This window comes from Sinorhizobium sp. Y406 (assembly GCF_058732025.1).
This window is the reverse complement of sequence record NZ_CM178974.1, coordinates 1,495,335-1,507,769: the sequence shown is the minus strand read 5'-3', so window position 1 is coordinate 1,507,769 and position 12,435 is coordinate 1,495,335. Positions and strand designations below refer to the sequence as shown.

At 62.3% G+C, this 12,435-nt stretch carries 11 protein-coding genes; 8 read left to right on the top strand and 3 right to left on the bottom strand.

Features of this window, described 5'->3' with window-relative positions; genetic code table 11:
- Positions 1-30: 30 nt before the first annotated feature.
- The 7 genes from AC4P1R_RS07270 to gcvA all read left to right on the top strand — a co-directional run bounded on the left by AC4P1R_RS07270 (position 31) and on the right by gcvA (position 9,118).
- On the top strand, positions 31-1,032 hold the full coding sequence (locus AC4P1R_RS07270) for a Bug family tripartite tricarboxylate transporter substrate binding protein (protein WP_492177547.1): 1,002 nt from the start codon (positions 31-33) through the stop codon (positions 1,030-1,032).
- Positions 1,033-1,122: 90 nt separating this feature from the next.
- Complete coding sequence (locus AC4P1R_RS07265; RefSeq protein ID WP_151611278.1) at positions 1,123-2,319, top strand: CaiB/BaiF CoA transferase family protein; 1,197 nt, start codon at positions 1,123-1,125, stop codon at positions 2,317-2,319.
- A 95-nt stretch (positions 2,320-2,414) separates the two neighbouring features.
- A complete protein-coding gene (locus AC4P1R_RS07260; RefSeq protein WP_492177546.1) occupies positions 2,415-3,788 on the top strand; it encodes an MmgE/PrpD family protein in 1,374 nt (457 codons plus the stop codon).
- A gap of 131 nt (positions 3,789-3,919) precedes the next feature.
- Positions 3,920-4,720: an enoyl-CoA hydratase/isomerase family protein gene (locus AC4P1R_RS07255; protein ID WP_151611276.1), complete on the top strand. Its 801-nt coding sequence runs from the start codon at positions 3,920-3,922 to the stop codon at positions 4,718-4,720.
- An 11-nt stretch (positions 4,721-4,731) separates the two neighbouring features.
- Positions 4,732-6,801 carry an acetate--CoA ligase family protein gene (locus AC4P1R_RS07250; protein ID WP_151611275.1) on the top strand — a complete coding sequence of 690 codons (2,070 nt, stop codon included), beginning with the start codon at positions 4,732-4,734 and terminating at the stop codon, positions 6,799-6,801.
- Between the two features lie 94 nt (positions 6,802-6,895).
- Positions 6,896-8,098, top strand: a complete 1,203-nt coding sequence (gene pcaF / locus AC4P1R_RS07245) for a 3-oxoadipyl-CoA thiolase (RefSeq protein WP_492177545.1) — start codon at positions 6,896-6,898, stop codon at positions 8,096-8,098.
- A gap of 120 nt (positions 8,099-8,218) precedes the next feature.
- On the top strand, positions 8,219-9,118 hold the full coding sequence (gene gcvA / locus AC4P1R_RS07240) for a transcriptional regulator GcvA (protein WP_492177544.1): 900 nt from the start codon (positions 8,219-8,221) through the stop codon (positions 9,116-9,118).
- 341 nt (positions 9,119-9,459) lie between these two features.
- Here gcvA and AC4P1R_RS07235 read toward each other — a convergent pair whose 3' ends face one another.
- Positions 9,460-9,999: an acyloxyacyl hydrolase gene (locus tag AC4P1R_RS07235; protein WP_492177729.1), complete on the bottom strand. Its 540-nt coding sequence runs from the start codon at positions 9,997-9,999 to the stop codon at positions 9,460-9,462.
- A 138-nt stretch (positions 10,000-10,137) separates the two neighbouring features.
- Positions 10,138-11,556 carry an aminotransferase-like domain-containing protein gene (locus tag AC4P1R_RS07230; protein ID WP_151611272.1) on the bottom strand — a complete coding sequence of 473 codons (1,419 nt, stop codon included), beginning with the start codon at positions 11,554-11,556 and terminating at the stop codon, positions 10,138-10,140.
- A gap of 80 nt (positions 11,557-11,636) precedes the next feature.
- Between AC4P1R_RS07230 and AC4P1R_RS07225 the strand changes: the two genes are divergently transcribed.
- Positions 11,637-11,879, top strand: coding sequence for a DUF1127 domain-containing protein (locus AC4P1R_RS07225; RefSeq protein WP_492177543.1), 243 nt, complete (start codon positions 11,637-11,639; stop codon positions 11,877-11,879).
- A gap of 82 nt (positions 11,880-11,961) precedes the next feature.
- On the opposite strand, the gene AC4P1R_RS07220 is transcribed toward AC4P1R_RS07225, so the two are convergent.
- Positions 11,962-12,360 carry a hypothetical protein gene (locus tag AC4P1R_RS07220; RefSeq protein WP_069458549.1) on the bottom strand — a complete coding sequence of 133 codons (399 nt, stop codon included), beginning with the start codon at positions 12,358-12,360 and terminating at the stop codon, positions 11,962-11,964.
- Positions 12,361-12,435: the final 75 nt, after the last annotated feature.

Genomic DNA, 12,435 nt, shown 5'->3' with positions numbered 1-12,435 from the left:
GTTCTTTCGTTCAAACGTGGGAGGCGTTTCATGTCAGTAAATCTGTTCAAGCCGGCGCGCGCGTTCGTGGCAACGGCATCTTTCGCCGTCGTTGCCACGCTGGGTCTTTCCAGTCCTGTCGCGGCGGAGACGGCCTGGAAGCCATCAGGACCGGTAAATGTCGTCATGCATACGAAGCCCGGCGGAACGGCGGACATTTTCATCCGCACCCTGGCGCAATCGCTGGAGCCGATGATCGGCCAGCCGGTTGTCGTGGTGAATGCTCCGGGCGCCGGAGGCGCAACGCAGATGGCGCATGTCCGCCAAGCCAAGCCCGATGGCTTGACAATCGGCATCAACACGATGACCCACTTCACGAGCATGCTGACCAATCTGAAGGGAACCTTCTCGGTCGACGACTTCTCCTGGATAGCTTCCACGCAGGAAGACCCGATCATCTATTTCGTTCGCGCGGATTCCGACATCAAATCACTGCCGGACCTCGTTGCAAAGGCGAAAGCCAGCTCCGGCACTGTCAACATCGGCGGTTTCGGGCCCGTTGGGTCGATGCAGCATCTTGGCACGGCCATGCTCGAAAGCGCGGCAGACGTGAAGTTCAACTGGGTCGGGTTTGACTCCACTCCTGACATCATGACGGCCTTGCTCGGTGGGCACGTGGATGTAGGTGTTTCGAACCTCGGGCCGACCGCGCCCTTCTTCGAATCCAAGCGGATCATCGGTCTCGGGGTCCTGGGTGAAAAGCGGCTCGATGGTCTGCCGGACGTTCCCACCTTCGGTGAGGCGGGCTACGAGGTCGACACGAGCTGGGTGCAAGTGCGCGGTGTCTTTGGTCCAAAGGACATGCCGCTCGAACTTCAGCAGCAGATTGCAGACACAATCCACGAGGCGATGAAGGCCAAGACCTATCAGGACTATGCCCGCAGCACGGGTGTCATCGATTCCACTTTGGGGCCGAAGGAATACGACGCTTTCGTACGCGACGTCAGCAAGATCGCCAGCAAGCAGCTAGAGGCGGCTCGACTCCTGCAGTAGTGCGGATGCCTCCGCATCCGTGTGAAGGTGACCTCCGGCGGTGATTGACCCGCCGGAGAACACGACAGCAAGAATGGATAGGGAAAGACCATGACGAGGGCCCTTGCCGGTTTCCGTGTCATAGACACCACGCACGTGCTGGCCGGACCGTTCGCCAGCTATCAGATGGCCGTACTCGGCGCCGACGTGATCAAGATCGAGGATCCGCACGATCCGGACCAGGCGCGCCTTCAGGGCTCGGATCGCGATCTCAGCAGCGCCGGCATGGGCACTGCCTTCATGGCACAGGCGTCGAACAAGAAGGCGGTTGCACTGAACCTGAAGACCGAAGCCGGTCGTGACGCCTTGATGCGGCTCGTCGAAACAGCGGACGTCTTCGTCGAAAACTACCGGCCCGGTGCATTTGAAGACCTGGGGCTCGGCTACGACGATCTGCGCAAACTCAACCCCCGGCTGATATATTGCTCGATCTCGGCTTTCGGCTCGACCGGACCGCGCCGGGAGCAGACGGGCTATGATTCCGTTCTTCAGGCATTCTCGGGCATGATGACGATGACCGGCAGCGAGGATGGCGATCCTCTGAAATGTGGCGCTCCCGTGGTTGACTATGCGACGGGTACAACGGCCGCCTATGCCATCACGGCGGCCCTCCTGCAGCGTGAACGCAGTGGCAGCAGCAGCGGGCAGTTCGTGGACGTCTCCATGCTGGACGTGGCGCTCGTCCTGTGTAGTCCTTACGTAACGGGATACCTGTGGAATGGCAGTCATCCGAAGCCGAAGGGCAACCGCTTTCCCTTCGCCACGATCGGCCAGTACCGTGCCTCTGACGGGGGCCTGATGATCGCCGCCTCGAACCTCGAGCAGCAGCGCCGCCTATGGATCGCCCTCGGGCGCGAAGATCTCATAAAGCAGAACAACAATCAGCGGCTGGACAGCCATGGCGAGGAGGAGGCTGCACTCAGCAGCATCATCGCCACCATGCCCGCCGACTACTGGGAGAGTTTCTTCCGGGAAAGGCGGATACCAGCGGCGCGCGTACGAGAGCTGAAAGAAGCCCTCGCGGATCCGCAAATTGAATCGCGGCCGCTTCTGCATAAACACGCGGCGCCCGGCACGTCGACGGATGGCTTGGTGGTTCCTGTCGCGGGTTTCACCATGTCGGATAGCGCGCCTGGGTTGAGTTTCCCGCCACAGCCTGTCGGTGCGCAAACGGAGGAAATCCTGCGGGGGGTAGGCTTCGACAGCGCGGACATCGAAAGGCTTCGTGCCGAATGCGCGATCAACTGAAAGGCGGAGAAGATGGCACGACGGCATGTTTCGATGAAGCCTCCGCCGCAGCGGATCCTACCCTTTCGGAAGATACGGCTGGGAGCGATCTTGCGATGAGCGGTCCGCTTTCGGCTTTGGCCCAAGCGGCTTGCGATTGGCGTCGACGGCCGATCGAAGGCGCCGTTGAGTGGGCGGTGCGCCGCTCGATCCTGGACTGGTTTGCAACGACATTGCCCGGCTGCGTTCGCGCGCCGGCGACAATGCTGGCCAAGGCGGTGCCGGAGACGAATGGTAGCGGCGGCGCATGGTCGTACGTCGACGGCCGCTTCTCTACGCCGCGCCGCGCGGCTCTTCTCAACGCCACGGCCAGCCACACCGTCGAATTCGACGACATTTTCAAGGATGGCGGCTATCATCCGGGCAGCCCCACTATAGCGGCTGCTCTCGCCCTGTCGCAGCATCTCGGGTCAAGCCTTGAAGAACTGCACCGCGCCATAGTCGCCGGCTACGAGGTGGGGTGCCGGATTTCGCTGGCAATCCAGCCCAGCCACTACACCTTTTGGCATACGACGTCGACCGTCGGTACCATGGGCGCGGCCGTCGCGGGGGCGATGCTTCTCGGCGCTGACGGAAGGAGCGTCGGCAATGCCCTGGCGTTGGCTTCAAGCTTCGCGGGTGGGCACCAGCAGAACCTCCGCGGGCAGGGCCTGGCAAAAGCTCTGCATCCGGGACATGCGGCAGATGCAGGCTTGCTGGCCGCGATGGCAGCCGCGGCGGGGATTGCCGGGTCTTCCGATAGCCTCGACGCAGAGAACGGTTTTGCGGCTGCGACGAGCGATACGACCGGAGATTGGGAGGGGGCGCTTGCGGGTCTCGGCGAGTGGACACCGATCACCCGCATGACCGTCAAGGCCCACGGATGTTGCGGCCATATCTTTCCTGCGCTCGATGCCATTGCAGCAATGAGCGAGCGTCACTCTTTCCGCGAGGGGGATGTCGCGCGGGTTGAAGTGCACGGTTATCGCGCGACCGAAGCGATGTGCAATCGGCCAGATCCCGCGTCGGCGCAGGATGCGCGTTTCAGTCTGCAATATTGCCTTGCCGCACGACTGATCCTCGGAGCGGTCCGCCTCGCAGCCTTCGAAGAGGAGACCCTGGCGCGCGCGGACATACGCGAACTGATGACGAGAATTTCAGTGTTCGAGGATCCGGCCCTTTCGGTTCTATATCCACACCGACGACAGGCCCGTCTACGGGTGATCTTGCGGGATGGCCGCGTGCTTGAACACCTTCAACAGACGCGGCGAGGCGATCCCGAGGATCCTCTGAGCGACGCGGAGATAATCGCGAAGTTCCACGAACTGGCGTCCGGAATTCTCCCGGACGCAGATGCAGCTGCGCTTCGCGACGGGATCCTGCACGGCGCCGATCTGCCGCGAGAACTGCTGGTCGCCCCGGCTGGCCAGGCAAAACGGTCTCTCCCCTAAACTGCTGGTTGGGCTAACGCGGCCAGATGATCAGTTGTCCAGGTGACAGTCCGAAGACATGGATGCCTCTAGTCAAGTGAAAGATCGCGCCAGTGCCACCATGGCAGCGCTCGAGAGGAAGGAACAAAGGAATGACCGTCAATGTTCGTGAACATGAGTTCATAGCGGTTTCCCACAAGAACGGCATAGCGACCGTCACATTGAACCGTCCGGATGTTCGCAACGCCATCAACGATCAGATGCGGTCTGAACTGATCGACGCCTTCGAGAAGGTTGGCACCGACCGGACGGTTCGCGCGGTCATTCTGACGGGCGCCGGCAAGGGCTTCTGCTCCGGTGGCGATGTATCAGGCATGCGCGCGCGTCTGGAGGTCCCTGCGGGAGAAGTCGCCTTCAATGGCTGGACCCGCCAGCGCAGTACGCATAGGGGTGTTGCCGTCATCCATGGCCTCTCCAAGCCGGTCATTGCCGCGGTCAATGGTGCAGCCTTCGGTCTCGGTCTCGACATGGCCCTCGCCTGCGATTTCATCATCGCGGCCGAAGGCGCGAAAATGGCGATGAGCTTCATCAAGCGGGGCCTCGTATCGGATGGCGGAGGGATGTATTTCCTGCCGCGTCGCGTGGGCCTCGCCCGCGCCAAGGAGCTCATTCTGACGGGCAGGGTGGTCGAACCCGAGGAGGCGCTTGGGATCGGCATGATCGACAGGATCTCGCCGGCCAATACCCTGATCGATGATGCCCAGCTCTGGGCGGAGCAGTTGAGTGCCGGCTCGCCGGCCGCCATTGCCCTGACCAAGGCCATCCTCGACAAGACCTTCGAGAGCAGCGATGAGGCGATTTTCGCTCTCGGACGCGAGGCGCAGGCAATCTGCTACACCACGGCCGAACATCGTTCGTCCGTAGAGGCATTCCTCAACAAAACCAGCGCGTGAGGCGAGCCCAGATGACTTTCATTGATGCGCTTCTGAACCCTTCCAGCGTCGCCGTCGTGGGAGCCTCTTCCGATGTGACGAAGCTCACGGGGCGGCCGATCGCCTATCTGCAACAGCACGGTTATAATGGTCGGATCTACCCCATCAACCCGCGCAATGAAGCGATCGGCGATCTGACATGCTATGCGGATGCGCAAGCACTTCCCGAGGCACCGGATGTCGGGCTCGTCCTCGTCGGTGCCAATCGGGTGATCGAATCCGTTCGCCAGCTTGCAGCTGTGGGCAGCAAGGCGGCGATCGTACTCGCAAGCGGTTTCGGCGAGGCCGGGGAGGAGGGGCGTCGTCTCCAGGCCGAGTTGCGCGAGGCTGCTGGTTCGATGCGGATTCTGGGCCCAAATACGATCGGCCTGGTCAACCTGACGGACCGCATCATGCTGACGGCAAGCGGTGCCATGGAGATGAAGGACTTCCGTGCCGGCGGAGTTGCCCTTTTGTCGCAGAGCGGGGGGATTCTCGGATCTCTGCTTTCGCGCGGGGTCGGACGCGGGGTCGGCTTTTCCAAGCTGATTGCAACGGGAAATGAATCCGACATCGAAGTTGCCGACCTTCTCGATGCCATGGCGGAGGATCCGGCAACCACCGTTGTTGCCCTCTACCTCGAAACCATTCGCAACGTGGAGAAGTTCCGCAATGCCGCCGCGCGGGTTATCGCGGCCGGCAAGCCCATCGTGGCCTACAAGGTCGGCCGTTCCGAGTCCGGCGCGCAGTCCGCCGTCTCCCACACCGGCGCGCTGGCCGGCGCGGACAAGGTGTATGATGCCCTGTTCAAACAACTCGGCATCATTCGAGCGCAGACATTCGCAGACCTTCTCGACATACCTGCCGCCCTGTCCCAGGGGCGCCTTCTTTGCGGCAAGCGAGTCGCGATCGTGACATCGACCGGCGGCGCGGCGACGATCGTCGCCGACAATGTCGGACTTGCCGGCCTCGAAATGCCGAGCCCCGATCCCGATACGTCGAAAAAGCTGCTGGCGCTCGACCTCAAAGAGGCGGTGCTGGATCGCAATCCGATCGACGTCACGCTGGCCGGCCTGCGTCCGGATCTCTTCCGATCCATCCTGCAGATCTTGTCGGAAAGCCCCTCTTACGACGCCGTAGTCGTTGTCGTGGGCTCGTCCTCGATCCGGCAGCCGGACGTCGTCGCCCAGCCGCTCCTGGAGTCGATGCACATCAGCAAGAAGCCCATGATCGCTTATGTCAGCCCCGAGGCGCCGGGCATCGTGCAACACTTGAATGCCCATGGGATCCCGGCTTATGCGGCTCCCGAGAGCTGCGCCGCAGCACTGCGCGCCTTGCTGCCGCGAGGCGAAGATGACTCGGCTGAGCGGCGGGCGCCCCCTGCCGTGGACGGAGCGGACCTGCCGCAAGGCTCGTTGAACGAGGCCGAGGCGAAGCGCTTTTTCGCCCGCTTCGGATTCCCGGTCACGCGCGAAATCGAGGCGGCAACCCCGGCAGACGCAGCGGCGAAGGCGGCCGCGTTCGACGGGTCCGTGGTCATCAAGATCCTCTCGAAGGAGATCCTCCACAAATCAGAGGTCGGCGGTGTTGAAGTCGGCGTTGCCACGGCCGACGTCGAAACGGTCTGCGAGCAGATGTTGTCGCGCGTCGAGGTTGCTGCGGACGGCGCGAACGTCGATGGCTTCCTGATCCAGGAGTTGGTCAGGGGTGGCGTAGAGTTCATACTCGGCTACAACCGCGATCCTCAGCTCGGGCCTTGTGTTCTTTTGGGCGCGGGGGGCGTGACCACCGAGCTGTACCAGGACGTCGCAATGCGGCTCTTGCCGGTGACGCGCCGACAGGTTCGCGACATGATCGGCGAATTGAAATGTTCGGCCCTTCTGGAAGGCTTCCGCGGTCGGCCGGTCGCCGATACCGAGGCTTTGATCGATGCCGTTCTGGTTTTCGCAGATATGGCGGTGGCGCTGGGCGATCGGCTGGAAGAGGCGGAGATCAACCCGGTCTTTGTGCTGCCCGAGGGCTCCGGTGTGCGCGCCGGCGACGCGCTCGTTGTGCTTCGCTGATTTTGGCGACCCGCACCCAAAGCGGCTCGCCCCCACAGCGGGTGCGCGCGTTCGGCGTGGCTCCGCTAATTCTCTCTCCTCGGAGACTGAACCCGTGTCTGATGTCTACATTTGCGACTACATCCGTACCCCAATCGGCCGCTTCGGCGGAGCGCTCGCCTCCGTGAGGCCGGATGACCTCGGCGCCACCGTGCTGAAAGCGCTGATGACCCGTCAGCCGTCCCTGGATTGGGCAGCGGTTGACGAGGTGATTTTTGGCTGCGCTAATCAGGCGGGCGAGGACAACCGCAATGTGGCTCGCATGTCGTCGCTTCTTGCCGGACTGCCGGTGGAGGTTCCCGGAACGACGATCAACAGGCTCTGCGGTTCCGGGATGGACGCCATCATCACCGGATTTCGCGCCATCCGATCCGGCGAGGCCGAGCTGATAGTCGCTGGCGGCGTGGAAAGCATGAGCCGCGCCCCGTTCGTTGTGCCGAAGGCGGAGACGGCTTTTGGCCGGGAATCCTCGATACAGGACACCACGATCGGGTGGCGTTTCATCAACCCGATCATGAAGGCTCAATACGGCGTCGATTCGATGCCTGAAACTGCCGAGAATGTCGCGGAGGAATTCGGGATATCGCGGGCGGACCAGGACGCGTTCGCCTTCCGCTCTCAGCTGAAGACTGCTGCTGCCCAGGCATGCGGAAGGCTTGGGGAGGAGATCGTCCCTGTCAAGGTCCCTCAGCGCAGGGGCGACCCGGTCCTGGTCGATCGTGATGAACATCCGCGCGCGACAACGCTCGAGGCCTTGGCAGGTCTCAAGGCGCCCTTTCGACAAGGAGGGTCGGTCACTGCGGGCAATGCCAGCGGTGTGAACGATGGAGCGGCTGCCCTGATCCTTGCCAACGAGACTGCTGCAAAGCGTCACCGCCTGATGCCGATCGCGCGGATTCTCGGTGGGGCGACGGCTGGAGTCGCTCCACGGATCATGGGCTTCGGGCCGGCACCAGCCTGTCGAAAATTGATGGCGCGGCTGGGATTGCAGCAAGAGGCGATCGATGTCATCGAATTGAACGAGGCATTCGCGAGTCAGGGCCTGGCATGTCTGCGAGATCTCAGCATTGCCGATGACGATCCCCGGGTTAATCCCAACGGTGGCGCCATCGCTCTCGGACACCCGCTCGGCATGTCGGGTGCACGCATTACCGGAACGGCGGCACTGGGACTTGACAAGATCAATGGCCGCTTTGCCCTTGCAACCATGTGCATCGGCGTGGGACAGGGGATTGCCATTGCCCTTGAACGGGTGTGAGCACCGGGGCCGCAAAGTCGGCTCGGATGCGCGGACAGCCCGCACGAAGGTCCAGCGGCGCGCCTCGCCGAAGCGCCACAGGTGTTTTGGGTACGATCGGACATGACGTATGACTAGCAAATGAGCAATTCAATACCCCCGCTAAACCCGTTAAGGACCTTCGAAGCGGCTGCCCGCCTGTCCAGCCTTACGCAGGCTGCGGAAGAGCTGAATGTGTCTCAGGTGGCCGTCAGCCGCCAGGTGAAAGTGCTGGAGGAGTATCTCGGTGTCGTGCTGTTCAAGCGGCTGCATCGCGGCATCGAACTGACCGACGAGGGACGGCAACTCTATGAAGGCGTGACTCGAGCCTTCGTCGAAATCGGGAACGCGGCAAGGCGAGTGTCCCGGCGGGGCAGGCGGGATATTCTAGCCATCCAGTCTTATACGACCTTTTCCCAGCGTTGGCTTATTCCACGGCTGACGCAGTTTCATGAAGCCTTCCCACGCATAGAGGTCCGTCTGAGTTCGTCCACCGCCCCAGTCGATTTCGAGACTCAGAACCTGGATGCTGCCATTCGGGCGGGAAAAGGAAATTGGCCAGATCTCCACAGCGAAAAGTTGGTCGATGTTGAACTGATTCCGATTTGTTCACCAGCTTTCCAGGAAGCCCACAAGCTCAGGCGCCCTGATGACCTGAGCCGTGTGCGGCTGCTGCATTCTATGGCACGTCCGACCGATTGGGCTGCATGGCTTAAACGCGTCGGATCGACGGTCGACCCCAGCCCTGGCATCCGTTTCGAAAGTTCGGCACTCGCTTACGAGGCCGCATCTCTGGATATCGGGGTCGCGATCGCAACCAAGGTGTTTGTAAAGAGACACCTTCAGGCCGGCAGCTTCGTCGCTCCCTTTGATATGACGTGTTACAGCGGCGAAGGTTATTATCTCACGTGGCCGAAAAGCATTGCTCCGTCATTGCCTCTTCAGAAGTTTCTCTCTTGGATGCGCGAGCAGATCGATAAAGACGAGGTGTTTTCTTCCTGAACCGTGTTAAGTGCCAGCAGGCCTGTACCATCCGCTGGAAATGAGTGAACCGCACGATCGTCCTGTTCGGCGAGCAGCAACGCGTCGACGGCCCAGTTCAACATGGCATAGGGGTCGTAGCCCCTGTCGTTGGCAAGAAAGCTCACATCCTCGATGATGAAGCGTTTGTGTCGAGCCAGCCGAAATGCCGCGGTCGCAGACGACGGCCGAGACGCATTCTAACAGTCGAGCCAACGCCCGCTATCACCATCCGGAGCGGGCGTCCACCAGAGGAGGGCTACCGTTCGCATTCGGTCGAATCCGGCCTTCGGATTCGGGTGCCAAGGGTTAGATTTTCACCACTAGAACGTATAGCCGAGCATCAGGCCGGCCCGGGTGAGGCCGCCATTGGGGCCGTCGCAAAGATTGGCATGCGAGTTGTGCTCGATCGTGGCCGACAGGTTCCAGTTTGCATCAAAACGATAGCCAGCGGCGGCATATTCGCGAAAGAGCACCCGGCATCCGAGCTTCGGCCCGTCTGATCCGTCGTCCTCGAGGTCGCCGTCGTGGATCGTCCCGCCGGCACCCAGTTCGACAAAAAACCGTTGGGTGATGTCAGCGTCCCAGCTGAGCCCGCCATAGATCTGGTTGATGCCGTTGGATGAGGTTGCGACCGAGGCTCCCGCATGGATGCGTGGCCGCAGGATCTTTTCGGCAAGAGTACCCGCCCTACCGGCGCCAAGCGGGTCGAAGAACACCGTAAAGGAGGGAAAGACGCCGCTTTCATGGTGCTTTCCGCTCTCGATAGGGGCGGTGAGGCCGAACCGCATTTCGTCAAAGATCCCGTCATCCGCATGAGCCGATGAAACGGCGACGCTGCCGAGAAGCACCAGGCTGGCCATGGCGGGGCGGGAGAATGGGGCGTCGAACAAGACCGACTGGATCATGACCGAGTATCCTTTGCAGGCGAATCAACCTGGGCAATTGGCGACAACTATAGATCGTCGCAGTTTCGGCGAAAGCCGCTGTGGAAAGAATACTCAATCAAAGCTGTCATAGCCGGCGCGCCCGCTGTCGAGCAGGCGGCGGAGAACCTGAAAGCCTCGCCCCACTTCCGAACGCTCGGCGGCAGAGGAGAAGCCAACCCGGATGCGGTGGAAGACGCGATCGGCGCGCCCGGCCTTGAATTCGTCCTCATCGTCTATGAGCACGCCCTCCTGCAGGGCAGCCTGTTTGAAGGTTCCCGAGAGCCACGGATCCGGCAACTTGAGCCAGAGAAACGGCACCCTCGGGTGGGAACTGAACTCGAAACCGGAGAAGATGTCGCGCGCCATCGTTTCGCGAGCGCCGATTTCCTCGACGCTGCGGCTGCGCAACGCGGCGGCGGCACCGGAAAGAACCAGCCGGGCGCAAAGTTCCGCGAGAAGGAAGGGCAGGCCGCCGCTGATCATCTTGTGGGAAATGCGGATGCGCTGGCTGAAATGCGGCGGGCAAGCAACCCAGCCGCCGCGCACGCCGGCGGCAACGGATTTCGACAGACCGCCGACGAGGAAAGTTCGCTCCGGCGCAATCTCCGCCAACGCCGGCACCGGGTCTCCGGTCATCGACCCGTAGAGATCGTCTTCGATCAGCCAGACGCCGTAACGCCGGGCGATATCGGCGATCGCCAGGCGCCGGTCGAGCGGCATGATGGCAACCGTTGGGTTTTGGGCGCTCGGCATCAGGAAAGCCAGCTTCGGGTGCTGCTGAGCGCAGACGCGTTCGAAATCCTCCGGCACCAGTCCGAACTCGTCGCTCTCCATCAAGGCGATGCGTCGACCAATCAGCCCGGCGCTGCGGCTCACTTGCGAATAGGTCAAGGTTTCGAAGGCGACACGGTCGCCGGGCGAGGTCACCGCGGAGATCACCGCGATCACGGCGGCGTGGGCCCCGAGCGTCGGCACGATGCGCTCTACCTCCGGCCGGAAGCCGCCGCGTGCCAGCCACTGGGCACCCGCTTCGAACCAATGATCGGGGAAATTGCGGGCATAGCTGGCAATGTCCGCGTGATGTTCGTGGCTGATGTCGCCCAAAAGCCTCGCGAGAATTTCCCCCTGGCCGATATCCGGCGCCGCGGTGCTGTCGAAACGCAATTTGCCCGCGGGCGCAACGATCGGCCGGGTACCGGCGAGCGACGTGGTCAGGGGATCGGACTGTTCCGGGGGACGGCTCTCCGGATGATCGAGCACATAGGTGCCGCGGCCCACCTCGCCGCTGACGAGGCCGCGCTCGCGCACGATGTGATAGGCACGGCCGATCGTGCCGATTGTCACCCCGATATCGAAGGCGAGGTTGCGCTGCGGCGGCAATTTGGTGCCGGCGGGCAGCGTGCCATTGCCGATCGCTTCTTCGATCTGATCGGCGATGCGCGCATAGATCGGGCCGCGGCCCTGCTGTATGTCAGGAAGCCATCTTGTCATAGTGACAATTATCTATATTGCCTCAGATTTCCTGTCAATTATCACAGACGAAGGTGACAATTGATATAAAGGTAAAGGCAATGGGTACAATTGGCACAATCCAGTTGTCGCGCAAACGGGGCGCTGGAGTTGCGGCTTCTGCTTCGAAGAGAAAGCCCGGTTCTGTTGGTGCTTTCGTACGGCTTTGGCGCGCCTATAGCGCCCTCGCCAGCAGGAGACGCAGCCGGCTTGCGCTGGGCGAACTCAGCGCCGAGCAACTCAAAGATATCGGGCTTAGGGAAGCGGAGGCGAGGCGGGAGGCGGCCGTGCCGTTCTGGAGGTAGGCGACCGGACCTCCCCGCGCGGGTGCAGCGGGACTGCCAAGGACGAGCAGGCGGATGAAGGGCGGCTTGCGAACAGGAAGGGTCAGCTGCAGCCTTGATTGCCTGCCGCCCAGCGCCGCACGTCAGCCGACATGCGGGTGCCCACGGGTTCGCTGAAAAGCGGACCGAATGCTTCGAGGCGGGCAGGCTGTCCCTCCGCCTGGATGACGGCGAGAGGCCGCGCTTCGGGAGATCTGGCCGGCACGATCAGGATACGCGGCCGGCCGGAGAAGGAATTGAGTTCCGGCGCCAGGCGGTAGGTCTTGAAGGCCGGATCGCCCGATTTGAACCAGCAACCGCTGGCGCCGAGTGCGATACGCTCCATGGTCGGCAGGGCGGCAGAACTCGCCGGCGAGGCGGCCGGGCGATTGGATTGGCAACCGGCGATGACGATGAGGCTTGCCGTCGCCGAGGCAAGCGCAAGGAAACGTCCGAAAATCATGGGTTGCTTGGCGCCTCGCACTGATGAGATGGCCGCTTCGGTGGCTTGACGTCGGCGGCGTCGAAAGGAACGAAG

What these genes read in the sequence shown, in the direction of transcription:
- AC4P1R_RS07270 (WP_492177547.1), top strand. Translation starts at nt 31, where the DNA reads ATGTCAGTAAATCTGTTCAAGCCGGCGCGCGCGTTCGTGGCAACGGCA.
- AC4P1R_RS07250 (WP_151611275.1), top strand. Translation starts at nt 4,732, where the DNA reads ATGACTTTCATTGATGCGCTTCTGAACCCTTCCAGCGTCGCCGTCGTG.
- AC4P1R_RS07225 (WP_492177543.1), top strand. Translation starts at nt 11,637, where the DNA reads ATGGGTACAATTGGCACAATCCAGTTGTCGCGCAAACGGGGCGCTGGA.
- AC4P1R_RS07230 (WP_151611272.1), bottom strand. Translation starts at nt 11,556, where the DNA reads ATGACAAGATGGCTTCCTGACATACAGCAGGGCCGCGGCCCGATCTAT.
- AC4P1R_RS07235 (WP_492177729.1), bottom strand. Translation starts at nt 9,999, where the DNA reads ATGGCCAGCCTGGTGCTTCTCGGCAGCGTCGCCGTTTCATCGGCTCAT.
- AC4P1R_RS07220 (WP_069458549.1), bottom strand. Translation starts at nt 12,360, where the DNA reads ATGATTTTCGGACGTTTCCTTGCGCTTGCCTCGGCGACGGCAAGCCTC.
- gcvA (WP_492177544.1), top strand. Translation starts at nt 8,219, where the DNA reads ATGAGCAATTCAATACCCCCGCTAAACCCGTTAAGGACCTTCGAAGCG.
- AC4P1R_RS07265 (WP_151611278.1), top strand. Translation starts at nt 1,123, where the DNA reads ATGACGAGGGCCCTTGCCGGTTTCCGTGTCATAGACACCACGCACGTG.
- AC4P1R_RS07260 (WP_492177546.1), top strand. Translation starts at nt 2,415, where the DNA reads ATGAGCGGTCCGCTTTCGGCTTTGGCCCAAGCGGCTTGCGATTGGCGT.
- AC4P1R_RS07255 (WP_151611276.1), top strand. Translation starts at nt 3,920, where the DNA reads ATGACCGTCAATGTTCGTGAACATGAGTTCATAGCGGTTTCCCACAAG.